This is a genomic window from Streptomyces sp. NPDC101178 (assembly GCF_044767965.1).
GTDB lineage: Bacteria > Actinomycetota > Actinomycetes > Streptomycetales > Streptomycetaceae > Streptomyces.
In genome coordinates, this window is sequence record NZ_JBIWOZ010000009.1 from 95,224 (window position 1) to 120,154 (window position 24,931).

General features: G+C 68.9%; 15 protein-coding genes and 1 pseudogene. 4 read left to right on the top strand and 12 right to left on the bottom strand.

Annotation, left to right across the window (positions count from 1 at the left end; translation table 11 throughout):
* Window positions 1-67: 67 nt before the first annotated feature.
* The 5 genes from ACIRR8_RS25025 to ACIRR8_RS25045 all read right to left on the bottom strand — a co-directional run bounded on the left by ACIRR8_RS25025 (window position 68) and on the right by ACIRR8_RS25045 (window position 5,896).
* Window positions 68-1,372 carry a cytochrome P450 gene (locus ACIRR8_RS25025; RefSeq protein WP_404068789.1) on the bottom strand — a complete coding sequence of 435 codons (1,305 nt, stop codon included), beginning with the start codon at window positions 1,370-1,372 and terminating at the stop codon, window positions 68-70.
* Complete coding sequence (locus ACIRR8_RS25030; protein WP_404068792.1) at window positions 1,369-3,228, bottom strand: tetratricopeptide repeat protein; 1,860 nt, start codon at window positions 3,226-3,228, stop codon at window positions 1,369-1,371. The genes ACIRR8_RS25025 and ACIRR8_RS25030 overlap by 4 nt, the downstream gene beginning before the upstream one ends.
* 41 nt (window positions 3,229-3,269) lie before the next feature.
* On the bottom strand, window positions 3,270-4,253 hold the full coding sequence (locus ACIRR8_RS25035; protein WP_404068795.1) for a nucleoside triphosphate pyrophosphohydrolase: 984 nt from the start codon (window positions 4,251-4,253) through the stop codon (window positions 3,270-3,272).
* Window positions 4,254-4,301: 48 nt separating this feature from the next.
* Window positions 4,302-4,958 (bottom strand): SurA N-terminal domain-containing protein, encoded by a 657-nt coding sequence (locus tag ACIRR8_RS25040; protein WP_404068798.1) that lies wholly within the window; start codon window positions 4,956-4,958, stop codon window positions 4,302-4,304.
* 509 nt (window positions 4,959-5,467) lie between these two features.
* A complete protein-coding gene (locus ACIRR8_RS25045; protein WP_404068801.1) occupies window positions 5,468-5,896 on the bottom strand; it encodes a DUF4265 domain-containing protein in 429 nt (142 codons plus the stop codon).
* 145 nt (window positions 5,897-6,041) lie between these two features.
* Between ACIRR8_RS25045 and ACIRR8_RS25050 the strand changes: the two are divergent.
* Window positions 6,042-6,140, top strand: a pseudogene (locus ACIRR8_RS25050) (IS5/IS1182 family transposase); the annotation flags it as partial.
* A gap of 8 nt (window positions 6,141-6,148) precedes the next feature.
* On the opposite strand, the gene ACIRR8_RS25055 reads toward ACIRR8_RS25050, so the two are convergent.
* Complete coding sequence (locus tag ACIRR8_RS25055; RefSeq protein WP_404068804.1) at window positions 6,149-6,520, bottom strand: hypothetical protein; 372 nt, start codon at window positions 6,518-6,520, stop codon at window positions 6,149-6,151.
* A 168-nt stretch (window positions 6,521-6,688) separates the two neighbouring features.
* Here ACIRR8_RS25055 and ACIRR8_RS25060 point away from each other — a divergent pair, with 168 nt between their 5' ends.
* Window positions 6,689-6,907, top strand: a complete 219-nt coding sequence (locus ACIRR8_RS25060; RefSeq protein WP_404068807.1) for a hypothetical protein — start codon at window positions 6,689-6,691, stop codon at window positions 6,905-6,907.
* A gap of 723 nt (window positions 6,908-7,630) precedes the next feature.
* Here the strand turns inward: ACIRR8_RS25060 and ACIRR8_RS25065 are convergent.
* The 6 genes from ACIRR8_RS25065 to ACIRR8_RS25090 all read right to left on the bottom strand — a co-directional run bounded on the left by ACIRR8_RS25065 (window position 7,631) and on the right by ACIRR8_RS25090 (window position 23,261).
* Window positions 7,631-7,855 (bottom strand): hypothetical protein, encoded by a 225-nt coding sequence (locus tag ACIRR8_RS25065; RefSeq protein WP_404068809.1) that lies wholly within the window; start codon window positions 7,853-7,855, stop codon window positions 7,631-7,633.
* 1,199 nt (window positions 7,856-9,054) lie between these two features.
* Window positions 9,055-9,687, bottom strand: a complete 633-nt coding sequence (locus ACIRR8_RS25070) for a hypothetical protein (protein ID WP_404068811.1) — start codon at window positions 9,685-9,687, stop codon at window positions 9,055-9,057.
* Window positions 9,688-9,697: 10 nt separating this feature from the next.
* The gene (locus tag ACIRR8_RS25075) at window positions 9,698-20,260 is read right to left on the bottom strand and encodes a LamG-like jellyroll fold domain-containing protein (protein ID WP_404068814.1); all 10,563 of its coding nucleotides are present in this window, start codon (window positions 20,258-20,260) and stop codon (window positions 9,698-9,700) included.
* 291 nt (window positions 20,261-20,551) lie between these two features.
* Window positions 20,552-21,202 (bottom strand): BMP family ABC transporter substrate-binding protein, encoded by a 651-nt coding sequence (locus ACIRR8_RS25080; protein WP_404068817.1) that lies wholly within the window; start codon window positions 21,200-21,202, stop codon window positions 20,552-20,554.
* A 227-nt stretch (window positions 21,203-21,429) separates the two neighbouring features.
* Window positions 21,430-22,176, bottom strand: a complete 747-nt coding sequence (locus tag ACIRR8_RS25085; RefSeq protein WP_404068820.1) for an N-acetyltransferase — start codon at window positions 22,174-22,176, stop codon at window positions 21,430-21,432.
* 293 nt (window positions 22,177-22,469) lie between these two features.
* Complete coding sequence (locus ACIRR8_RS25090; protein WP_404068822.1) at window positions 22,470-23,261, bottom strand: HNH endonuclease family protein; 792 nt, start codon at window positions 23,259-23,261, stop codon at window positions 22,470-22,472.
* 288 nt (window positions 23,262-23,549) lie between these two features.
* On the opposite strand from ACIRR8_RS25090, the gene ACIRR8_RS25095 reads away from it, so the two are divergent.
* Window positions 23,550-24,494: a nucleotidyltransferase domain-containing protein gene (locus ACIRR8_RS25095; RefSeq protein WP_404068825.1), complete on the top strand. Its 945-nt coding sequence runs from the start codon at window positions 23,550-23,552 to the stop codon at window positions 24,492-24,494.
* 76 nt (window positions 24,495-24,570) lie between these two features.
* A complete protein-coding gene (locus tag ACIRR8_RS25100) occupies window positions 24,571-24,879 on the top strand; it encodes a hypothetical protein (protein WP_404068827.1) in 309 nt (102 codons plus the stop codon).
* The last annotated feature ends 52 nt before the right edge of the window (window positions 24,880-24,931 follow it).

The following is a 24,931-nucleotide window of genomic DNA, read 5'->3' on the forward strand; positions in this document are numbered from 1 at the left end:
TCGAACCGTGAACCTAGCGGGACTCGAACGCATGTCACAAGTCGATGCAGCGCAGATCACGTGAAAGTCACAGAGGTGACAGCGTGTCACCTTCCTCAAGGCGCCGTCCCGGCTCGAACTCGACCGGCAGCGTGCGCAGTCCGCGCATGATGAGCCCGCCGCGCCAACGCAAATCGTCAGGTTCCACCGCAAGTCGCAGGCCAGGAAGGCGTTTCAGCAGCGTCGCCACCGCGGCCTGGCCCTCCAGCCGGGCCAGCGGTGCTCCCAGGCAGTAGTGGATGCCGTGACCGTAACCGAGATGCTGATTGTCACTGCGTGAGAGGTCGAGCGCCTCCGGATCCGCGAACCGCTCCGGATCCCGGTCCGCCGCCGCCAGCACCACCAGCACCGGGTCCCCGGCCGCGATCTCCTGCCCGCCGAGCGTCAGCGCCTCGGTGGCGTACCGCCAGGTCGCGAGCTCGACCGGCCCGTCGAACCGGAGCAACTCCTCGATCCCGGTGGCCAGCAGCGCACTCTCCCCCGCAGCCAGCGACTCTTCGAGCCGAGCGCGCTGTCCGGGATGGCGGAGCAGGGCGTACGTACCGTTCCCGATCAGGTTCACCGTCGTCTCGAACCCGGCGAAGAGCAGGATGAACGCCATCGCCGCGGCCTCGTTCTCGGTGAGGTGCTCGCCGTGGTCGCTGGCCCGGATGAGTCCGGAGATCAGGTCGTCGCCGGGGTTCTCCCTCTTCCGGTGGATGAGTTCGGCGAGATAGCCGCGCATCTTCTTCACCGACCGGGCCACCCCGCCGCGCGGTCCGCCGCCGTGGCGGATCATCATGCCCGCCCAGTCCCGGAAGTCGTCCTGGTCCTCGCGCGGGACGCCGAGCAGGTCGCAGATGGCGTAGATGGGGAGCGGGAAGGCGAAGTCGTGGATGAGGTCCGCCTCTCCCTTCTCGACGAAGCCGTCGATGAGCCGATCCGTCAGCTCCTGCACGCGGGGCGCGAACTCCGCAATCCGGCGTGGGGTGAACGCCTTGGAGACGAGCCGGCGCAGCCGGGTGTGGTCCGGCGGGTCGATGTTGAGCAGATGCGTCATCAGCTCCGCCTTGCGCTCCCCCGGGATCCCCGTCTTCCCCTTGGCGGCCGCGGACCCGGCGTGGTTCGCCGGATCCTTGGAGAGCCGCGCGTCGGCGAGCGCCTGCTTGGCGTCCCCGTACCGTGTCACCAGCCACGCCTCGACCCCGCTGGGCAGCGCGGTCCGGTGCACGGGGCTGTGCTCGCGGAGCCAGGCGTAGGCGGGATACGGGTCGGTGGCGAACTCCCAGGTGAAGAGTTCGGGGGCGTCTTCCGGCGTGCTGGGCGTGTGGGGGCAGGCGGGGGTGTGGTTCACTCCTCGACGCTATCGGGCGGGGTGTACGTCACTGCATGCAGCCGGGGCAGCGCCCGCGCCGCCAAGGGGTGGCCGGCCTCGGCCGCCCGGTTCATCCAGCTCTTGGCACGGTCGATCAGCAGCATGCCCAGGGCGAACTGTGACCGTACGACGCCCGCCTCGGCGGCCTGTTCCAGGTACGGGATCGCCTCGGCCGCCGCGTCGCGCGCGACCATCAGCTCTCCCGCGGCGGCCGCCGCCTCGATGTGACCGGCGTCCGCCGCCTTGCGGCACCAGAACTCGGCGGTCTCCAGATCACCGAGGGCCACGTTGACGTCGCCGAGCACCGCCGCGGCCATCGGGTCCTCCCCGGCCCGCTCGACCAGGTGTGTGTGGACGTTGGCCCGGACCGTCCAGCGCGCGCCCTCCGTCCCCACCGTTTCGAGCGCGAACATCCACAGGTCGAGCGGGACCGGCCACTCGTCGGGCCGGTCGACCGCATCGGCGAGCAGCCCGCCGAAGACGCCCCAGGTGCCCTCCCTCTCCCCGGGAACCAGCAGCCCGCTCACCCCGTACCGCTGCTCGGCGGCCCAGGCGAGCCCGTCGTCGAACGACTCGGCCTCGGCCACCGCGTACGCGTCCGGATACAGCTTCTGCGCGCCGCGGAGCACACCGTCGGAGACCGCCCCGTGCGGGACTCCGCACCGGAAGAGGTCGACCGCGGCGCGCACCAGCAGGTGGCCGCGCGGGTGGCGGGTCGGCCGGGCCGCCCGCCGCCACTCCTCGACGAGGTCGGAGCCGACGGCCAGGTACTCGGGCACGGTGTGCGCTCCGCGCCAGAGCCGGGCGCTCCGCAGTCGGGGCTCCTCGTCCAGCGCCTCGAGGCGCGCCCACTCGCTGTCGCTCCAGACCCGGTTCAGCTCGACCGGTCGCGTCCCGTCGAGCACCCGGGCGCGGTCCGCCGTCCCGAACCGGCGCGCGTCGTACGCCTCGTCCTCCATCGTGGCCAGCACCGGCACGCGCAGCCGTACGAGCTCCGCGAGGACCGCAGGGGTCAGCCCGTGCTCCCCGAGGTGGCCGTTCAGGTCGTCCAGCCACAGGACGCAGCCCGCCTCGCCCCACCCACGTACCACCGCCGGAAGCCCGCGCAGGTCCGTCCCGGGCGCCGGCGCGAAGATCCGGGTCGTACCGGGCAGGTTCGCCGCCAGGGCGGCCCACACCGTCCGGGTCTTGCCCGAGAGCGGTGCCCCGGTCACCACCACCAGACCGCCCTCCCGGGCCGCCTCGCGGACCCGGTCGCCCAACTCGGCGTCGCAGTCGCGCTCCACGTACGGCGGCAGCGGCGGTTCACCGGACAGCCGCCGGGTGCGGTGCACGCCGAGGGTGATCGGGTCGGCCGTCTCCAGGTGCGGCCAGTCGGCGACCGGCGGCAGGGTGGAGTGCGGCGGCTGCGCGTAATAGGTGTGTACGCCGCCGGAGAAGGTGCCGGCCTGGACGACCGGGGCGTGGAAGGTGCCGTCCTGGACGGAGTTGGCCGTGGCGCGGGCGGCGGGACCGGGCAGAACGGGAGCGGGCGTCCGGCCACCAGCGACCGCGCGTGCCTGCTCGTCCTCGGTGAAGGCTTCGGCGATGGCTTGCAGCTCCTCGTACGCGGAAGGCGCCATGCGCTTCACTTCGACCAGGAACTCGTGTACGGCGCTCGGCGTGCCCGTGTCCTCACCACGGAGGCGGATCCCCCACAGGTTGTCGAACTCCACCTCCAGAAAGGCGTTCCGGGTGCCCCGCAGTGTCTCGGACATGAGCCGGTTGGCGCTCTGGTCGGGGCTCTCGATGATCCGCGCCACCGTCAGAGCCAGCGTTCCCAACTCGGCGTCCACGCCCGTCCCCCACCTCTCGTACGGCCCCTCAGGTCACCGTACTAACCCGCCCCGCCCTCCGCCGCCACGATCGCATCCCGGTAGACCCGGGCCGCCGCGCGCAGGGCGGCCTCCGGGTCGGTGCCGTTCGCCTCGGCGGTCACGGCCAGGGCGAGGAGTTCGTAGCCGATGGTGTCGCCGGTGGGTAGCGGGACGGTGAGTCCGGCGGTGCGGACGCGGCTGCCGAGCTTCGCGGCGAGGGCCAGACCGGGCTGGCCGAGGGGGACGCCCTCGGTGACCGACGTGCGCTGCTTCTCGATCGCCTTCGTGCGGAGCCAGTGCGCGTGGACGTCCTCCTGGGTCTCGGCGCTCTCGTCGCCGAAGACGTGCGGGTGGCGGTGGATCAGCTTCTCGACGAGGCCGCCCGCCACGTCGTCCACGTCGAAGGGCTCCTCGGGATCCTCCTGCGCGATGCGCGCGTGGAAGACGACCTGGAGGAGTACGTCTCCCAGCTCCTCGCGCAGCTCGTCCCGGTCGCCGTCCTCGATCGCCTCGACCAGTTCGTACGCCTCCTCGATGGCGTACTTCGCGAGGCCCTGGTGCGTACGTTGCGAGGTCCACGGGCACTCGCGGCGGATGCGGTCCATGACCTGGATCAGGTCCAGGAGGCGGGCGCCGGGCAGATCGTACGAGCCGGGGAGCAGCTCCAGGTCCGGCATGGCGACCCGGCCGGAGCCGCCGAGCCGGGCCAGGCCGTCGGTCAGGCGGCCGTCGCCCTCGCCGCCGACCAGGACCACGACCGTACGGCCGCCCGCGCAGGCGGCGACCAGCTCGTCGGCGGAGGGCGCCGCGTGCTCGACGCGGACGCCGGCCTCGCGGAGGTAGGGCAGCTGCGGGTGGTCCGGGTCTCCGCACAGCACCTGGTCGGCGGCGTGCAGCGTCTGCCAGGCCGGCCAGGAGAGCAGGCCGGGCGCGACCCGGTGGCTGGCGGTGAGCAGGACGATCCGGCCGGGTGCGCCGGCGTGGTCGGGGGCTTCAGCGTTCACACCGCCCGAACCTACCGCCCGGCCCGCCCTCGCGGTCAGGCGCCCGGGTCAGGCGCCCGCCTCCGGCTCCTGCGGGGCGAACTCGGTGACCTGGCTGATCCACGGGGCCTGGTAGTTGCCGAGCTGCATCTTCTGGTCGTCCCAGGCGCCGAAGCGCGGGTTGACGTCGATGTCCAGCTGCTTCGACGCCTTGGTCAGCGCCTCGCCGACGACCTGCTGCCCCTCGGGGGTGCCGAGGTCCGCGCCGAGCGCCTTGGCGAGCTTCGGCAGCAGCACCTCCTGGCGCATGTCGCCGTCGATCTGGTCCGGGGCGACCCAGCGCTGCTGGAGCATCATCGCCTGCAGCTGCTCCTCGCCGCCCGCCTGCGCGCGGCTCGCGGTCCGGGCCTCCTGGATCTCCTTGCGGGTGACGGTGACCCCGGCGTCCTCGGCGGCCCGGTCCAGGATCCGGCCGAAGATCAGCCCGTGCAGCTTGGCGCGGTTGAGCTGGCCCGACTTGTTGACCAGCTGGGCCGCCTCGGGCGAACTCTCCTGGGCGGCACGGACGTCCGCCGCCTGGGCCTGGACCGCCGAGACCTCGATCCGCTCGCCGCCCACGACGGCGGCGGCACCGGGGTGGGCCTCGTTGCCGCAGGCGGCCAGGAGTGGGGCCGCGAGGAGCGTGGCGGCGGAGACGGCGAGCGCGGTGCGACGACGGCGGTGCAAAGGAGCCTCCCGTGGAGAGTTTGTGCATCGGTGCACAAGCCTTGCGGTGATCGATGGTAGGCAGTGGATGTGATCGGTGCCACTGATTCGACCAACGATTCGGGAGGAGTTGGGGATGTGGGGCGACCGGCCTCTCGGGCTCAGCCGTCGCGGAGGTCGCTCCGGCGGCTGAGGCGGCGGCGCAGGGCTACGGGGAGCGGAGGGTGCGGCCCGTCGGCATCGCTCTGAGCACGCCAGTACATAGTGAGCCGGGCCACGACAACGGTGGCGACCCAGCGCTAGGTTTCGTTCCGGTCCTCGGCCGTTCCCCCAGACGGATCTCCTTCACCGCGCTGACCTGCTACAAACCCGGCAACCGGTCCAGGTCGATCGACCAGCCCCGTCGGGATGAGTCCCCCAGCACGTAGGTCGAGAAACAAAATTGCTCGAACCACAAAAATTACACAGAATCCGCCATTCCTGATCAATGCACCCCGGGGGCCATACCCACACCAGGGCGCAAATCCAACTCAGGTAGAGCTGAAGGCCTTAGCGTCACTCCACTCCCAGAAAGCCGTTCCGTTCTTAATCTCTTTCTGGACGGAATCAAAGACCGACTGCATCAGCGAAATGTCCGGGACATCGATAGCGACATGACGATCGCCGTTCCATTCACTCAGAAGCCCAACAAAGTGCACAGCGCCACGCAGCTCAGGCCGACTGTCCGCTGGAGGGCGAGGATCTGCAAAGAATACACGGAGGACACGACGACCTGACTTGCTGACCACACCGTAGACAATGCCAGTCCCACTTTTTGCTACCACGTCACCCAGCGCGAGGCCGTAGGCATAAAAAGGGATGCAGCAAACCTCGTACCCGCTATCCTCTTCGTTTTTCCGAAGCCACAACTGCTCACGCATTCCAACAAGGTCGAACGGAGCCAGGTCGACCATGGCCATACAGTTCTCCTCGCGCCTCCAGGCCGGGTCCTCATGGCTGATGTAGGTGACTCCATCAATCGTGACCTGCAAGGAACTCTCCACTGTTGCTCATGGAAGGCTTTCGGGATACTGCCACTGTCATCTGCATGTCGACTGGCTGGCCTTGAAGCAGTGGCGGCTGCTGCTGCGGAAGCTCCGGTGCGGCATCACCCGTATCACCGACCCCGCGAAGGCCGCCCTGGCCCTCCGCCTCGCCGCTGCGGGCCGAGCTCAGTCTGCAGTACTCACCAGGGCCACCAGTTCGGCCTCGGTGGTCCCAGCTGGCACGCGCACGTCAAAGGTGTAGCCCTCATCGCAGAACACCAGGTCAAGGTGCGTGGGTGTCAGCCTGCGGAAAGCGCTCGCCAACCAGATCGCGTCCTCCTCCCACACGTCCATGTACAGGCAGGTACCGTCCTCGTGCAGATAAGCCTCACCCGGGCCGTTCGCTGTATTGAGCTCCCAGATGAGACTGCGCACTGCGCTACGGGCCGACGAATCGATCTCGACTCCAGTCCACCGAGCACGGATGACCTCGGTCAACGCACCCCGATCGACGCACCATCCGCCCGCCTCACCCTCGACCACCACCAAGAACGTCATGGCCAGGGTCTATCAGATGCCTACGACACGCTGCTGACCAGCAGCTTCCGCACGTTTGCCATGGGCTCAGGTCCCCGGTGAACACCATGTCGGCGATCAACGCCAGGGGCTGGATGCGCTCCATGGCCTTCACCGAGAGTCGAGGCGGACAAGACTGGTGAAAGTTCGGTGGCCGACATGCGCGTGCTGCGGCTGGCGAAGAAGTCTGGCATCAAGGCCCGACCACAGGAGAAAAACCAGTTCAGGGCCGTGCTCCTCGGAATCGAATCCGCGCTGTGCGAGGCGCTCTCCAAGCTCACCGACACGGCACCGATCGCCCGGTGTGCCAACCTTCCCGCCGCCGGCGACGCAGCCGTCTTCCCGCTCCGGCGAGCCCGTCGCGCTTGATCAAGTAGAGAAAGCCTGAACAGCCAGACCCATCACCCCCTACTGATGAGCTCGCCAACGAGGATCTTCGACCGCTCCAGGCACTTACAGCCACGCGCGTTGCCATCAACCACCGCTGTCAGAGCGGCTAAGAGCCCCGTCGAAACCGTGGTTCCGGCGAGGCTCCTGCTATCGAACGCGGCCTACTGCTTGCCCCTGGCACTGGCGATGGGCGTCTGCCGAATCACCTAGGGTTGGCCCGAGGGGCTTTCGCCTTGCCAAGTTCCGCCCCCGAATCCGGATGCCCCTATCCCTAGGATGAATACCTAAGGGTCGGATCATGACGCATCTGACTGAAGCCACGAATGACCCGTCCAACTAATGGGCGGAAAGGTCCGGTTCAGCCCATGCAGCAAATCCGAGAGCATCCCGATAAGACAGGTGTTCGGTTGAGTCATCAGCCAGGAGCCGACGCACGCGGGGGCTGTAGTGAATCCGGTACTTAATGCCTTCCACGATCACGGCACCTAGGTCTTCCGGGTCATCCGCCTTCCGGTCGGCAGGAATCTCAACGACGTCCCACCCTGCCGATCGAGCCAGGTGAACCCATACCTCAAAGGCCCTGTTGGCATCCATGGAGCGGTAGCTTATCCCTCCAACCCGAGCGAAGATCTGGACAAGATCCATACGCTCATCTTGCGGCATTGCTCTCCCCTACATTCTGATTCGGCATTTAGCGGCCCGTTATCCTGAGACACTCCACCAAGCTGGTCGTCCGGCCTGCTCCCAGATGTAGACGAATGTGGACCCAGTGTCTTGGGCGCCACGCCTCATAGCACCCATGCAGCTCGAACACGGCGATCGAGTTCCATTGATGACCACATATCCGTCCACCGGCACTGGTTTCTCCAGGAAGAATTCGTCACCCTTGACCAACTTCGTTCCGTAACTCGAAACCCCACCCGTCATGCGGGCTGCCCGATTCTCGATGTGGCTGGGTGTCTCTCCCCCACGCCCATAGCCCGCTCCGCAGGCGTCTGCGCACCACTTCGAATGTCGTAGTCATGCAGAACTCTTCCACCACTATCGTGCACAGTCACCGACGCTGTGTGCGTGTTCGCTGAGGTCGGACAAGCATTGAGCGCATCCAGATCGATGTTGTGGACCAGTACCGGCAGAAGCCCCGCCACCACATTACGTGTGCAGCCCCTCGACGCTCAGGTCGTACGTCGTCCGCTCCGCCGTGTACGCGGTGACGTCGAGGATGCGGGCCGGCTCGCCCTTGCCGTCCTGGAGTTCCTGGCCGGGCTTGAGGTCGCCCGCCTGGGTCCAGGAGTTGCGGATGATCTCGTAGGACTGGTGATGGGTTCACCATGCCGGTGCGCTCGGCTTCCCACGCTTCCGGTGGCCCGCCAGGTGCTTCTGCGCGGCCTGTTCGCTGGCCGAACCAACGGGGCGGAGCCGAGAGCAGCCGGGTGGGCGGCCGTGCTGCACGCGCCCCACGCCAGTGGGTCGCCTTGAACAGGCGGCCCGCGAAGACGTGCTGCCCTGGGACATCGCGCGCAATGTCAAGACCACCACGCACCAGCCCAGGCGCTTCCGGCCGCCCACTGCGGCAGAGGCCTGTCAGTTCCTCGACATGGCCCGCGCCGACCGGCTCCACACGCTGTACGAACTCACCCGGCAGGACAAGGAGCGAGAGACCACTGCGTCAGCCCGGCAGGACAGCGGCCTCGCCCGACCGGCAGGCTTCTCGCCCCTGCCAACCTCACCCGCCGCTTCAGCAGTTTCCTCAACCGGGCCGGGCCTCCGCCGCATCCGCTCCCATAACCTCCGCTCGACCGCGACCCTGCTCCTGGAAGGCCGTTGACCTCGTCGCAATCAAGGAACTCCTCGGCCCACGCCCACGTTGGCGTCGACGCCCGCGTCCGTCTCCGCCTACAACGCCAGCCATCGAACCCCTCGGCAAGGCCTTTGACGGCCAGAGCGACAGCCCCCGACGGCCCACCCGCCGCAGCCATCGTCCGTTGACGTTGCCGTCAGCGTTGCCGTCGAAACACCAAGAGGCCGCCATCAGAATCAGCCGATGGCGGCCTCTTGGCTTGCCGCATACTTCCTGTCCAGGGACTCTCGTGGATCCAGAGCCAAGGGTCGCCAACCGGAGAGTTTTATCGCATCAGGAACGAAATTCGCGATACGACGAATTCTCCGTAGGAAAATTCTTGCCCCAGCTTCACGAATCTCGCATACAGATTGCGATCAATCTCGCACGAATACTCCATGAGGGCTCTCAGAAGCACCCTGAAGGCGATTTCTGGACAGATATCTGCAGCGCACACTTTCATCGCCGAGACAGCCCCCGCGTTGCCTGCCATTGGGCTATTTGCGATCGCCTCACTCAGAGCAGGCTCAAGCTCGTCGATTTCCGCGATAACCCTGCCCTTGAGGGAATCGTACACACTTTGGCCAACTTTGATGTTTGCGTGTACACCGGCTTGAGTGAGGCTCCCTTCGCAAATGCCTGCAACTTCCCGGAACCAGTCCAATCCAGCGACCGAATCACCGTAGAGGCGGTGATAGGAGCCAGTTGCGCATTCCCAAAGGGTGGCAACAGTGTCAGCGTCATCGCTGGCTGTCAGCCTGAGTGCATCTTCGGCGAGCGCAAGCACGTACGGCAGTGACGTTTGGGCGACATAGCCCATGACCACATCGCGCGCGCTTCCCGATAGCCTCCAGTCTTGATGAAACATAGAGGCTAGGTGCGTGATACCGAAGTCATCCTCGGTAAATCTGGTCCCCATGAAGAAACACCTACCTCGGATATGCGGTCGACACGTAATATCCCCCCGAATGCCCAGCGGCACGCTGAAGGATTATTGTGTACGCGTTACTTGTCGGGGTAATGGATCCGCTCGCGTCAGCCCTTACCCCGATTGGATTATTGGCGCCAAATCTACCCTTAATTTCCAGCGGCCCGACACCACCGCCTCGAAGCCAATTTCCGATGCGGCCCTGATTTGACGCAATACCGTAGTCGACGACTTGCTGAGCGGTCTGGAGATCGGTGAAGCGAGACTTAACTCCCGAGGTTTGAGCCATCTGAATGAGCCGCTGATCACTCACATTCACATGCTCGTCGAGAACGTGCGCAGCCGGGAATCGAGCGTCATCGGCGGTCAGGTTGCTGCAGTTGTGGACCAGGACCGGCGTAGCCCCCGCCACCACATGGTACGTGTGCAGCCCCTCGACGCTCAGGTCGTACGTCGTCCGCTCCGCCGTGTACGCGGTGACGTCGAGGATGCGGGCCGGCTCGCCCTTGCCGTCCTGGAGTTCCTGGCTGGGCTTGAGGTCGCCCGCCTGGGTCCAGGAGTTGCGGATGATCTCGTAGAACTGGTGGTGCTTGGTCGTCTCGATCGTCTTGGGGCCGGCGTCCGTCTTCACGACGACATCGACGTAGTCCCGGTCCGTCTTGGTGACGATCACTTCCTTGACCTTGTGCTTCTCCTTCTCCTTCTTGCCCGGCTCCGCCGTCAGGACCATGTCCCCGGCCTTCACCTCGGAGATCGGCTTCACCGTGCCGTTCGCCATCAGGACACCGGTCAGACCGGTGAAGCTGTGCGGGGTCTTCACCCGGCAGCCGCCGCCGGGGCGGGGCGAGGCCGGCTGGGAGTTCGCCTGGGGCTGCGGGTCCGCCTTCGGGCCGAAGCGGCTCGCCGCCGCGCCGCCGACGCCGCCCGTCGCCGCGCCCACCGCCATCGAGGTGGCTGCGCCGCTCGCCGTGCAGTTGCGCTGCGCCGCGCAGGAGATGCCGTAACCCACGACACCCTCAGCCGCGCCACCCGCGGCACCCATCGCCGCGCCCGTGGCCGTGCGGCCACCGACACCCGCCAGGAGACGGCTGACCGCGCCGACCGCGGCACCGCCCGCCGCGCCGCCCAGGGCGCCGGTCAGGGCACCCACACCGACCGCGGCGGCGAAACCGCCCAGTGACTTCGGGCCGTCGCTCATCGCGTAGCCGACCGCGTTCGCCGCGGCTCCCGCGAGCATGCCGCACCCGACGACGCCCACACCGCCGGTGGCGGCCGTGCAGCCCGCGAAGACCGCGACACCCACCGCGACCGACACGATCGTCCCCGCGTGCTGTTTGACGAAGTTGGATGTCGCCTTGGCCGCCTTCTTCACGGCCCTGCCGACCTTCTTCGCCTTTTTCACCACCTTCTTGGCGACATGTTTGACGACCTTGGTCGCCGCCTTCACCTTCCGCTTGACGGTTTTGGTGACCTTATGGGCGACCTTCTTGACGGCCTTGTACGTACGTTTGACGTATTTCTTGGCCTTGTACACCTTGTCGGCGACGTAGTGGACGGCCTTGCGGACCACCCGCTTCGCCTTCTTGACGACCTTCTTGTAGACCTTCTTGACGACCTTCGCGGCCTTCTTGACGACCTTCGCGACCTTCTTGACCGCCGCCTTGGTCTTCTTCCAGGCCGTCTTCGCGACCTTCTTGACCTTCTTGGTGACCTTCTTGATGGCCTTGTCGACGAAGCTCGGCCAGTGGCCGGTCGGGTCGGTCGCGGTCAGCGGGTTCTGGTCCGCGTACGCGTACCGGTTGGCGCTCACCGAATTGGGCAGCGGATTCAGCGAGACCGTGTCCCGGCTGTTGAACTGGCCCGTCTCCGGTGAATACCAGCGCGCGGCCATATTGACCTTGGCGGTCGCCGGGTCCGTCCAGCCCGACTGGTAGCCGAGCTGGCCGACCATGGTCTGCGACTGCAGGACCTTGCCGAAGGGCGAGTAGGTCGTCGAGCCGGTCAGTGCCTCACCGGACTCCGTGAACTGCCCCACCACGTCGTCGTGCAGGTCGGTCAGGACCAGGACCGACGACAGCGCCGACTTCATGCCCAGCACGGAGCCGTCCGCGTTGCGGCTGTAGGTGGTGTACCCGTCCGAGGCGACGTCGTTGCCCGCGCCGCTGTAGGCGAAGGCCGACTGTGAGCCGTCCTCGTCCCGGGCCGTGAGCACCCGGTCCAGGCCGTCGTACGTGTACTTCCGGTTGCCTTCCTCGATGATCCGGTTGAAGGCATCCGCCTTGATCGACGTCTGCTGCCCCGCCTCGTCGGTGAGCACGCTCAGCGTGCCGCGGGCCGTGTACCCGTAGGTGTTGTGGCCGTCGGAGGTGAGCCGGTTACGGGCGTCGTAGGTGTAGGTGTCGCCGGCGACCCGGGTGCGGTTGCCGGACGCGTCGTAGCCGTACTGCTCGGTGGCCGAGCCGTTGCTCCAGGACGAGATCCGGTTCGCCCGGTCGTAGGTGTAGGTGTTCGACGAGGCTCCCGCCACACCCGTGGTGGTCTTGGAGATCTCGTTGCCGTTGACGTCGTAGCCGTAGGTGACCGATGCCAGCAGCTTTCCGGTCGGCGAGGTCAGCCGGTCGGAGGTGAGGCGCTCCAGGGAGTCGTAGGAGAAGGACCGCCGGGACTTGCCCTGCCCGTAGTCCACCGACGTCACGTTGCTGTTGACGTCGTAGCCGTACGTCATGGACGTGCCGGTCGAGGCGTCCTTGGCGGTCTTGAGCCGGCCGGCCGTGTCGTAGCCGTAGGTGGAGGTGCCGGAGGCGTCGGTGCGCGAGGTGATCGCTCCGTCGGCGTCGTAGCTGAAGGAGGAGTCGCCGGACGGCCCCTTGGCGCTCAGCAGGAGGCCGCGGTCGTCGTACGTGAAGGTGTTGCGGTCCTCCTCCAGGCCGGCGACCGAGGTGATCCGGTCCTCGGAGTCGTAGGTGTAGGTGTGGTCGGCGGTCGCCGCCTCCGCGCCGCTGCCGGTCTGCTTGGTGAGCCGTCCCTTGCTGTCGTAGGTGTTGTGCAGGACCACGTTGCCGGGCGAACGGGACTGGCTGGGCCGCCCGTTGCCGTCGTAGACCATCGTGAAGGTGCGGTCCGCCGGGTCCGGGTGGGCCGGAGTGGCGGGCTCGATCTCCGACTCGGGCAGGCCCCAGTTGTTGTACGTGGTGATGAAGGGGTTTCCGCGGCCGTCGGTGAAGCGCGTGCGGTTGCCCGCCGCGTCGTAGCCGAAGGTTGTGGTGATCGACTCGGTCTCGGAGACAGGCTGGACGGCCTGGGAGATCTGGCCGGTCGCATCGGTCGTGAGGGTGACGGTGTTGCCGCGGTAGTCGGTGACCGTACGGGGGTTGCCCGCCCGGTCGTAGCTCGCGCGGCTGGTGCGGATCACCGCGCCGTCCGCCGACATGTCGCTGGTGGCGGTCAGCTGGCCGAAGCCGTCGTAGGTGTTACGGGTGCTGGTGCCGTCCGGACCGGTGGACGTCAGGGACCGGCCGTCCATGTCGTAGGTGAAGCGGGAGACGTTCCCGGCGCTGTCGGTGACCGAGGTGGTCTCGCCCAGGGCGTCGTACGTGTACGACTCGCTGACCCCCGTGGGGCTCACGGTCCGGGACAGCTCGCCGCCCGGAGCGTTGTACTCGTTGATCGCCGTGACCGCCCGCTGGGTGGGCTGGCGCACGATGTCGGTGCTGGTCAGCGGACGCCCGAGGTAGTCCCAGGTGGTCTCCTCGCGGGCACCGCCCGGCCCGGTCGCCGACAGCTGTTCACCGTTGGGGGTGTACGCGAAGCGGGTGGTGTCGCCGCCCGGTTCGGTGACCGAGGCGAGGTCGCCGAGCTGGGTGTAGGTGTAGGTGGTGCGGTTGCCCAGCGGGTCCACTTCGGCGGTGACCTGGCCGAGCCTGTTGTACTCGTTCCACGCGGTCGCGGCGATGGGCGCACCCCCGCCGGGCGGGGTGTAGTCGGGCAGCTTCGTCGAGGACTCCTGGCCCTCGGCGTCGTACGCCGTCACCACGACGTTGCCCCGCGGGTCCGAGGACTCCGTCGCCTCGCCGTAGGTGTTGTAGCCGGTCATCGACACCGGCCGGATGGTGACCGGGGTGCCGCCGTTCTGCTCGGACCGGACGGCCGGCTCGGTGACCGTGGTCTGCTGGCCGGCCTCGTCGTACCCGTAGTCGGTGGTGTCACCGTTGGGGTCGGTGGAGGACACCGGCAGTCCGCGCTGGTCGAGCTTCCAGGTGGCGGTGCGCACCTCGCTGCCCGCGGCGGGCAGCGTGCCGCCGCGCACGGCGGACACCTGGGAGGCGGTCAGCGCCTCGCTGTACAGCTGGACGTCGGAGAGCGCGCCCAGGTGGTGCTCCCGGTAGCCGCCGTTGTACCAGAGGCGCCCGATCTGGAGGGGCCCGTTGGCGTCCCAGGGGGCGTTGAAGGCGGCCGGGGTGCCGACGGCGGTGCCGTTGACGTACAGCCGAAGCTGGCCGGCCTCCTTGTCGTAGACACCGGCGAGGTGGGTCCAGGTGCCGGTGCTGACCGCGGCGGTGCCGGAGGTGACGCGGGCGATCACCGGACCGTTGGTGTCGGTGGCGTGGCGGTTGAAGGTCCAGCCGTGGGCGGTGGAGTAGTAGAGCTGGAAGCCGCTCGCGTTGTTGCCGTTCTGGGCCACGAAGGTCCGGTTGGCCGCGGTGGAGTCCAGCTTGACCCAGGCGGAGACGGTGAGGCTGCCGGTGGTGTTGACCACCGGTGCCGCCGTCGTGCCGTAGGAGTTGGCGGTGCCGTCGAAGACGGCCGAGCCGCCGCGCTCGGTGGAGCGGGTGACCCCGCTGCCGAAGACCGCGTCACGGGTTCCGCCGGAGGAGTCCTTGGCGGCCGTGCCCCCGGTCTCGTTCAGCTTCCAGCGGCCGACCGGGGCGGTGGTGCCGTCGTGCAGGGTGTTGCCGGTGACGTTGCCCAGGTTGTCGTAGGTGGTGTCGGAGGTGCTGGTCAGGCCCGTCGCCGGGTCGAAGTCGCTCTCGGTGACGACATTGTCGTCGGGGTCGTAGGTGACGGTGGTGGCGTGCGCCAGTCCGCCGGGGTCCAGCACGCTGGAGGTGACCCGGTCGGCCGCGTCCACGGTGAACGTGGTGGTGGTCCGGCCGTCGTTGGTGACCTGCTTGGTCAGGTTGCCGACCGCGTCGTAGGTGTTGGCCTGCTCCGTGAACGAGGCGCCGGTCTGCGGGTCCTTGCGGACCACGGTGGCCGAGAGCCCGTCGTCGGTGTAGGTGTAGGCGGTCACCCAGCCCATCGCGTCGGTGAGCGAGGCGAGGCGGCCCGCCGGGTCGTAGGCGCGGGACTCCTGGACGAGGGTGGTGGGCGCGGTCGGGTTGGCGGGGTCGCCCGTGTAGTCGAGCAGGTTGGTGGTGAGGGGGCGGCCCTCGGCGTCGAAGGTGTAGGTGTTGACGTTGCCTTCGGCGTCGGTCTCGCGGGTCTTGTTCCCGTAGACGTCGTACGCGAAGGCGGTGGTGGCACCGCCCGGATCGGTGCGGGTGGCCATCCGGTTGTACGCGTCGTAGGTCACCTTGGTGGTGCGCGGCGCGTCACCGCCGGTGGTGTCGGCGACGGTCTGCTCCAGGACGTTGCCGTCGGCGTCGTAGACCGTGGTGGTCCGTGCGGTGTGGACCGCGCCGGTGACCCGGTTGGTGACGGCGGGGCTGGTCTCGGTGGCGACCTGGTCGTTCTTGTCGTAGGTGTAGCGGGTGGTCAGTCCGGCCGGGTGGGCGTCGGATATCTCCGTGCTCGCCGTCTGGCGGCCGAGGGCGTCGTAGACCTGCTTCAGCCGGGCGCCGTTGGCGTCCGTGGTCTCGGCGAGATCGCCGTTCTTGTTGTAGGTGTACGAGGTCCTCTTGTCGCCCGGGGTCACCACGTCGGAGACGAGGCCGGCGGGAGCGGTGCCGCCGTCGGCCGCCGGGGTGGAGGCGGTGGTGTACGTGGTCGTGGCGGTACGGCCCTGCGGGAAGCCCGGCACCGGCGGGCTGGTCACCGAGGTGACGTTGCCCCCGGTGTCGTAGGTGTAGCTGGTGAGGTAGGTGTTGTCGGTGGGCCCGGAGGAGCGGCCGTCGCGCTCGGTGAGCGGCAGGTCGTTACGCGGATCCATCGGCGGGAAGGCCGTGGTCGCGTCCGGGTAGTAGCTGTAGTACTCGGTGGCGCACTTGTCCTTGGCCGTGTCCTGGCAGGTGGTCGTGGAGACCGCGTTGCCGCGGACGTCGTGGCCGGTGATGCTGCGGTTGCCGTTGGCGTCGGTGACCGTGCGCAGGAAGCCGCCGGTGTCGTATCCGTACGTCGTGCGCTTGCCGTTGGTGTCGACGGCGGCGAGCAGACGGTTGCCCATCTCCGCGTCGTACACGTAGGTCAGCGTCTTGCCGGTCGGGTCGGTCAGCTTGACCGTCCGGACCGGGGCGATGCCGGAGGACGCCTTGTACGCCGACCAGTGGCGCTCGACGTCGTCGGCGCTCAGCGGTGCGGAGTAGACCGAGACGTCGGCCATGGCGCCGGTGAAGTAGCTGATGTCGCCGGGCGAGTTGAACCAGCTCTTGGCGAAGCCCGCGCCGAGGAAGGTCCGGGTGTTGGACTGGTCCTTGGCGGCGCCGGTGAAGTCGGCCTGCTTGACGCCGTCGACGTACAGGGTCTGCTTGGTGCCGCTCGCGGAGAGCACCGCGTGGTGCCACTTGTTGTCGTTGACCGCGGCCTTCGAGCCGAAGTCCACGCTGCCGGAACCGGAGACGCTCCACCAGTGGCCGCGCAGCTTTCCGTCGCTGCCGACGTACAGGGTCGGGGTATAGCTGCCGCCGACGCCGGCCGGGTCGTCGGGGGTGCGCTGCTGGTCGGCCATCAGGACACCGGGCTTGGCGGTCTTGAACCAGAGTTCGACCGCGCGGTCCTGCTTGCCGTGCCAGGGGCCGTAGGGGATCTCCGCGTAGGAGGAGGTGCCGTTGAACGTGACCGCTGTGGAGTCACCGGCGCCGAAGGGTCCGGTGGTGCCCTGGGTGACGCTGTTGTAGGTGCCGAATCCGGTGTGGATCTCGTTGGCGGCCTGCGGTGCGGCCTGGGTGTCGCCCAGGCGCCAGTATCCGGTGGGTGCGGAACCCATCACGGCGGAGCGGTAGACCTGGGAGGAGCCGGTGACGGTGGCGGGGTTGAGCTTCCAGGTGCCGCCGTCGCTGTCGGTGGCGTCGAGGACCAGGTCGTCGGTGGTGCCGTAGGTGACGGAGGACTGGACCCTGCCGCCCGGCGAGGTGATCTTGTCGAGGAGTCCGGCGGACCGGGTGGCGGCCTGGTACTGGGCGGTGATGACCTGCGGCTGGAGGGCGTCGGAGTAGATGGCGACCTCGGCGAGCTGGCCGGTGAAGTGCCCGAGCTTGTCGTTCGGGTTCATGCTGGGCCAGCCGTCGGTGTTCACGCCGGCGCCGAGCGAGATGTAGGGCTGCTCCCAGTCGTTGATGGTGCCGGCCAGGCTGCCCTGGCTGACGCCGTCGAGGTACAGGGTCTGGGTGTTGCCCGCTCCGGTGAGGACCGCCTGGTGCCACTTGCCGTCGGTGACGGTGGCGCCGGAGGCGATGGTGCTCATGCAACCGGGGGACATGGCCAGGCAGCCGCGCAGCTTTCCGTCCATGCCGACGTACACCGCGGGAGTGTTCTTGGTGGTGGTGCCGACCGGGTCGGTGCCGCTCAGCGGCTTGTCACCGTAGTAGAAGAGGACACCGCCCGCCTTGGTGGTCTTGAACCAGAGGGAGACGGACGCGTACGAGGGGGTGGCGCCGGGGGCGCTGGGCATCTCCACGTAGGACGTGGTGCCGTTGAAGGTGGCGGCCTTCTGCGTGGAGCCCGTCAGGGGGCCGACGGCACCCAGGGTCACATTGCGGAACTGGCCGTCGTACTTGCCCTGGTTGAGGTCGACGGAGTCCTTGGCGACGGTCTGTCCGGCTGCTTCTCCGAGCCGCCAGTAGGCGTACGGGGAGCTGTCGAGGACGGTGGTGCGGTAGTGGTTGCCCGTGGTGTAGCCGTAGGTGGTGCACTTGGTGGCGTCGGCGGGCGGGCAGACCTTGGTGAGCTGGTCGCCGTTGTACCCGTAGGTCCACTTCTGGGCGGAGTTCGCGTCACCGGGGGTGGCCGGATCAGTGGTCACGGTGGAGACGTGCGGGGCGGTGGCCCCGGCGGGTGTGGACCAGGCGAAGGTCAGGGACCGGCCGGACGTCACGTTGGTGACCTTGGACAGCCGGCCGGAGGCGTAGGTGAAGGTCTCCGAGCGGCCCGCGTAGTCCTTGATGCCGGAGATCGCGAAGGAACCGGCCTGGCCGGTGGCCTGCTGGAAGGCGTAGGTGGTGAAGTCCTTGTCGGTCAGCGTGTAGCCGCCGCCGCTGGTGGCCGCGGCGAGCCGGGCGTAGCGGCCCATCGGCGGGACGAAGGTGCCGTCGCTGTTGCGGCCGAAGGCGACCTGCTCACCGCCGGGGTAGGTGATGATGACGCTGGAGATCGCGCCGGTGCCGTCCTTGACCTCGACGGCTTTCATGTCCATGGCGGTGGACCAGCCGGCGCCGAAGGCACCGTCGCTCCGGGGGTCACGGCTGTTGTAGGAGCGCTCGACGGACAGCGAGGGTCCGACGACCTCGATCTCGGCGTCGGTGTCGCTGGTGGTGTAGTTGCCGTCGCTGGGGTCGAAGTCGTGGCCGTCGGTGTTCTGGGCGAGGCCCGAGGTGACCGGCGGCTGCGGGACGGTGGTGGAGAAGCTGCTGGCCGAGTACATCACCGAGTCGTAGCCGTCGGAGACGCTGACGAACCAGGCGTAGTCCTTGCTCCACTTGAGCTTGCCCGCGGGGACCTTCCAGCTGCCCTTGGTGATCACGCCGGAGGTGGCGACGGGGGTGGTGCTGTCGCTGTCGGCGTCGTACACCTCGAAGGCGTAGCTGAGCTTGGCCATCGGCCAGTTGTCGGCGTCGCTGGCGTAGACGAAGAGTTCGGGGCGGAGCGTGGGCGCCTGGTGGTTAGTCGGCGGGTACTGGGCGTTGACCTGCGGCTTCTTGTTGGCCGTGTAGGTGAGGTCGAGCGCCGGGCGGAAGCCGGCCGTGGTCGCGTTGTCGGAGTGGAACTTCTTCCAGTGCAGACCGTCGTTGACCGGCGCGGTGACCGCGAGCCCGTAGTTGGGGCTGCCGGTGGCGACCGCGTCGAACCAGTCGGTGGAGAGCTTGACCGGCATCTTCACGCCGACGCTGCTGCTGCCGCTGTTGTTGGAGCAGGAGGCGCCGGGGGCGACGGTGGCACCGCCGATGGCCGGACTGATGGCCGGGCCGGGGTACGTGGTGATCCCGGCAGGCGTCCAGGACGCGGCGATCGGGTGCACGGAGAACGGCGTCGCGGTGCAGGTCGAGGACCACAGGGCGTGCAGGTTGAGGGTGGCGGCGGTGACCCGCTGCCCCTTGAGGGTGGTGCCCAGGGAGGAGAACTGGAGGAAGGAGAGAGCCCGGTTGGTGCCGGAGTCGTACGACCCGACCTTGATCTCGGCCTCGGAGGAGTGGTTGCCGGGGATGGTGTTCTGGGCGTACGTGGAGTTGCTGGCGGCGATGGTCGGGTCGACCATGACGGGGTAGACGCGGGCGGGGTCGTCGAGCCACGCGCGGTCGGCGGTCATCCGCAGCGCGGGCTTGCCGTCGACGGTGGTGAGTTCGTAGTCGACGGCCTGCGAGAGCGTCGGGTCGCCGGACCGCTCGTCGATCTTGGCGTCGGTCATGAAGGCGTGCGGGATGGTCGCGGTGACCTCGCCGTCTCCGTCCGTGAACTCCACGTCGCCGTCGGCGGTGATGCGCGGGGTCAGACCCTTGAGGTCGAGGGGGAACACCCAGGAGTTGGCGGCGCCCTTGGAGTGCAGGACGAGGTGTTCCTTGAAGCCGTCGGCGAGCGGGGCGAGCAGCAGGTCGGTGCCGGGCAGGACGTCCGGGTAGGTGACCTTGCCGTCGTCGCCCACGACCGGCGATGCCGCTCGGGCGCCCTGGAGCGCGTAGGCGAGGGAGCGGCCGGCGCCGAAGTCGACCGAGGCGAGGGCCTGGTCGGCTGCGTCCGGGCCGAATCCGACCTTCAGGGAGTTGGCGGTCTGCTCCAGGCGGCCGTCCTCGGCCTCGGTGAGCGTCGTGTCGATCGGCTCCCAGGTGCCGTCCTTCGCACGGAAGTTGGTGCGGCCCGGGTAGTGGCGGACCGTGGTGGAGCCATCGGCGTTGACGTAGTGGTCCGTGGTCTCGGTGGACCTCTTCGCGTCCCGCTCGCTGGTCTTCTCGTCGAAGCTCTCGTCGGTGCCGGTGACCGGCTCGGTCGTCGCCTTGTCGGTATCCGGCGCCGGCCGCTCGTACGGGTCGAGTTCACCGCGGCCCTTGCCGGGCTCGCGGCCGGCGTCGCCCTCGGCCGAGGTGTCGGCGGCGGAGGCGGTGTGGCTCTTGCCGGCGGCGGTGCCCCCTTGCTGTTCGGGCACGTCGAGCGGGGAGGTGCCCGACCACTTCCAGAGTCCGGCCAGGGACATCTGGGGCATGGAGAGCCGGGGCAGCGTGGCCCCGGTGGCAGCGGCCGTCTCCGTGGTGAGGGTCAGGGAGAAGGCGACGAGGACGAACAGGGCTGTCCGTCTGAGCCGTGCGCGCCCTCGCGGGCCGGACGGAAATATTCGGGCCGTTCGAACCCACCGAGAACGCATCTGCGCTGCCCTCTACTTATGCTCCGCTTACAAGATCTTCATAAGGGTGCACGAGATCCGAACAGAAAAATTACATTCTCGATCGCCAACTCAGTGACTAATGTCACTTTCTGCCGGAATATCACATTCCGGCTACTTGCCTATAGGGACAGCTTCCTGAACGATCCGGGCAATCCGATCCTCCAGTCCGCCTCCGGCCTCCGCGACGACCGTCACATTCCCCGAAGTGCCCTGCGCCGCCTTGCCGTCGGGCTCGGCCGCCTCGGCTCCGCCGACCACGACGAAGCGGATCGCCCGGTGGTTTCCCGCTTCGCTGCGCGCCACCTCCACCTGGCTCTCCCCCACGGCCACCACCACGTCGCACTGGCGCTGGAGCAGCGAATTCAGGTGCGGCAGGGCGTTCTGCGCCGACTGCTCGCCCATGACGGGGACGTAGGTCGCGCGGGTACGGGTCTTGAGGGACGCCTTCTGCATGCCCGCCCACACCGGTGCCGCGGGCGTGCCGGCGATGATGCCCTGCTCCCCGGTCAGAAGGCAGGAGTTGACGTCCCGGTACTCGCGGGCGCGCGGGTCCGGCGGCCCTGACTCCTCACCCAGGAGGACGACGGCGCCCACGACGGCGGCCAGCGCCACCACCGTGCCGCCCGTCACCCAGCGGCCCCGCCGGGAGCACACCGCACGCCACGCGGCGGTGAGGGCGGGGCGCACCACCAGGGACACGCTGCGGCCCGCGCCGGGGGCGCTCTTCGCCGAACCGTTCCTCCATACGCGTCGCGTGCGCACGGGCTTCGACGTGCGGGGGGTGTCGGGGGTGCGTGGGTTCTTCACTGCGGGTCTCTCCAGGGCGGAACGGCCCGTACGGGCAGGATGAAATCGCTCGTACGGTATCTCCTGCCGCCGCCGGGCCTGGCTGCGGGCCGGGAGGGGTCTGCCGCACGGGCCGGGGGCATCGCGCAGGGAGAGTGCGGCCCCGGCTCAGGTCCCGAACCGGCCCACCGTGCGCGCCGCTCTCACACCCGGTGGCGCACCCACACGTTGGGTTCGACGTAGACCGCGTACCCGTGCGCGGCCGCGCAGTGCACCGGGACGAGGGCTCCCGGCACCTCCACCGGACCGTCCGTGTCGAACGGCAGCCCGGTCCACTCCCGCCACTGGGCGAGCGAACCGCTCACCGTCATCGACGCCGGGGCGACCGAGTCCACGACCCCGCCCGCCCGGACGTGGACCCGCAGCCAGGGGTCCTCGGGCAGCCCGTCCTCGGGGCGGGTGAGCCGGGCGTACTCCTCCATCGGCAGGCCGGCCCGCAGGTGCTTGCCGCTCGGCCGGACCGGGGCGACGACCTCGCCGAAGCCGAGCCGTCCCGCGTTCTCCCGCATCGCGGCCAGCATCCGGCCCGAGATCCCCTTGCCCTGGTGGCCGGTGGCCACGGTGATCTCGATGGCGCTGACGGTGTCGGGGGTACGGCCCCGCCGCAGATCGGAGAACGCCCACAGCAGCGTCCGGTCCCAGCCGCCGACGGGGAGGTTGCCGCGGCCGGGGGCGTTCAGCTCGAAGGGGACGCTGTAGGCGCGGGCGACCACGCTGCCGTCCGGGTCGGTGGCGACCAGGACGAACTCCGGGAACTCGACGGCGATCCGCGCGAAGTTCGCCCAGCCGACGATGTCCTCCAGGACGAACTCCGGCCAGGTGTCCGGCATCCGGTCGAGCGCCCCGGCGAGTCCGGGACGTTCGGCGAGCGTGGTGATGTGCAGTTCCATGGGCCGACCTTAGGCACGCCACACCACCTGTGACCAGGGGATTTACGCGTACGAGCGTCGGCGGGGACGGACCTCGGGTGACAGTCCGCCAGGGCCTCCACCAACACCGTCTGCGGCCGCAACCTGACCGGCGATCATCCCGGCGACGCGGGCGCCGGCGGCGGCCAGTTGGTGAAGGGCGACTGCATCACGTCGACCGCCGAGGAGATCGCCTGCGCCTCGGCCGGATCAGGGAGCGGGGTCCGGTGCCGTGCATCGCACGGCCACGGCCCGTGGCCCCACCGTACGGCGACTCATCCCCCGCACTGGGCGAGCATGGCCTGCTTGTCCGGGGCGGTGACGGGGAGGTCGTACTTCAGCGAGACCTGGGCGAACCGCACCGCGTACGAGCAGCGGACCGGCTTGTACGGCGGCAGCCAGGCGGCCGGGCCGGAGTCGCGCTTGGCGTTGTTGGCCGGGCCGTCCACCGGGAGGAGGTTGAGCGGGTCGTTGGCGATCTGCTGCCGCTTGGTCTCGTTCCAGCGGGCGGCGCCCATCTGCCAGTTGTAGGACAGCGGCATCACATGGTCGATCTGCACCTCGGTCGCCTGCTGCTTGCGCCAGTCGATGGACTTGCCGGTGTAGGGGTCCTTGAGCTTCAACGAGACGACGACACAGTTGGAGCCCGAGCGGTGCTCGATGTCCTTGCCGTCCCGGGCAAGGAGGTCGTTACGGGTGTCGCAGCCGTTCCGGGCGAGCGGGATGCCGTCGATCCCGTCCTTCCACGCGGACCCGAACTTGCTCCGCTCGTAGCCGGTCTTCGGGCCGCGCCCCTTGGTGGCGACCTTCTCGATGACCTTGCGCGCGGCGGCCCGGTCGGCGTCGCTGGTCAGGGGCGCCAGCCCCGGTTTCGTACCGTCGGGGTTGTCCAGCGGACTGACCCCGAACCCCTCGGCGGACTGCGCCCCACCACCGTTCGCACCGCCACTCGCGCTGCCGCCGCTCTCCGCCGCGAGGTCATCGGGGTCGCAGCCGGCCAGAGCGAGCACGAGGAGGGCGCTGAGGGCGGGCAGGGCCGCTGCTCGGTACGTACGGGGAGATATCACGTGAAGCCATCCTGACGGGGAGAAAGCCGAACGCCGAGAATCTTATGGGCGTCTTCCCCGCCGGCGGGGCTTTCATGACTCGGCTTCAGCCCGTTCCGGCTCCGGGCCCTCACGGGCCTGGTCTTCACCCCGGAAAACCGCCGCGACGGCTGACGGGCGATCCCCTAGGCTGCCGCCATGGGCGTTTCCTGAGCGACGAACGAGGTCCCGCAGCGGGACCGGAGGCAGCCCGGCGGTGACCGCCGGGCCTCGTTCGTACGCCCACATCCTCACTCAGGAGACCCGGCCATGCCGCACGCCCGCCCCACTCCTCGCACACCTCTCCCCGCCGACGCCCTGAACCGCCGCATCGAGCTGCTGCGCTCGACGGCCCAGGCCGACCTCCGGATCGACGGCGTCCTCCTCTACGGCTCCTGGACGCTCGGTGAAGCCGACGCCCACTCGGACCTGGACGCCTGCCTGTACGTACGGGAAGAGGACGTCGACGCCTTCGACGGGCGGGAGTTCGTGGAGAGGCTGGCTCCGCTGAAGCTGGCGTACACCAACATGTACGGCATCCTCGCCGTGGTCTTCGACGACCTGATGCGCGGCGAGTTCCACGTGGAGCCGACCGGCGCCGGCATCGCGGAGATCGCCACCTGGCGCGGCCAGGTCCACCTGCCGCGCCCCGAGGCCGCCGTCCTCCTCGACCGCACCGGTCACCTCACCGCCGCCGTACGCGAGTTGGCCGCCTTCAGCCCGCCGGAGCCGGTGGCCACCGCCCAGCAGCTCACCGACGAACTGGCCAACTGGACCCTGATGCTGGCCCACCTCCAGGCCCGCGGCGAGGGAGCCCGCGCCCACAACCTGCTGCACGCCGTCGTCGCCCCGCTCCAGCTGAAGCTCTGCCGCCTGCTGCGCGGCTCGACCGCCCACTGGCTCACCCCGAGCCGCGCCCTGGAGGCGGACCTGCCGCCGACGGACATCGAGCGGTACGCCACGACGACCGGCTCCCTGGCCCCTGACGACCTCCGCACGGCGGCCGCGAACAGCTGGCGCTGGAGCCGCGAACTGGCGGCCGAGGCGGTGGACCGGTGGGGCACCCGGTTGCCGCGGGGGCTGCACGAGGAGATCGCGGCGGCGCTGGGCACACGGGCCGCCACGCCCTCCTCCGACGGCGACGGACTTGCCGCTCACCCGGCAGGCCGATCCGTCGAAGACCCTCGTACGGCCGGGGGCGAGTGTCGGGGTTGACCTCAAGTCGGGTTGAGCTTCTAGGGTCGGGGTGCCCATGTCGACGTACCCGAGACGTACCCGAAAGGAACTCGCCATGAAGACGCTCGTGCTGGGAAGGACGCCCGCCAGGGTGGCGGCGGTGCTGGACACGCTGCGCGCCGATGGATTCGACGCGGAGGGCGTGAGTACCGATGACGAGGCCCGGGCGCTCATGGAGACCGAGGTGTTCGGGGTGCTGATCATCGGTGGAGGTGTGGGGCCGGGATCGCGGGCGGCGATGAAGGAGTGTGCCGCGCGCCACCGGGTGCGGCGGGTGATCGACGGGGCGCTGTCGGAGCCGTTCGACGCCTATGTGCGGCGGGAGTTCGAGCCGGTCATCCGGGAGGCCGCCGCCTCGGGGTGACGATCGGGCCCCGCCGGTCAGCCCGGCGGGGCCCGGTCGTTCGCGAAACCCC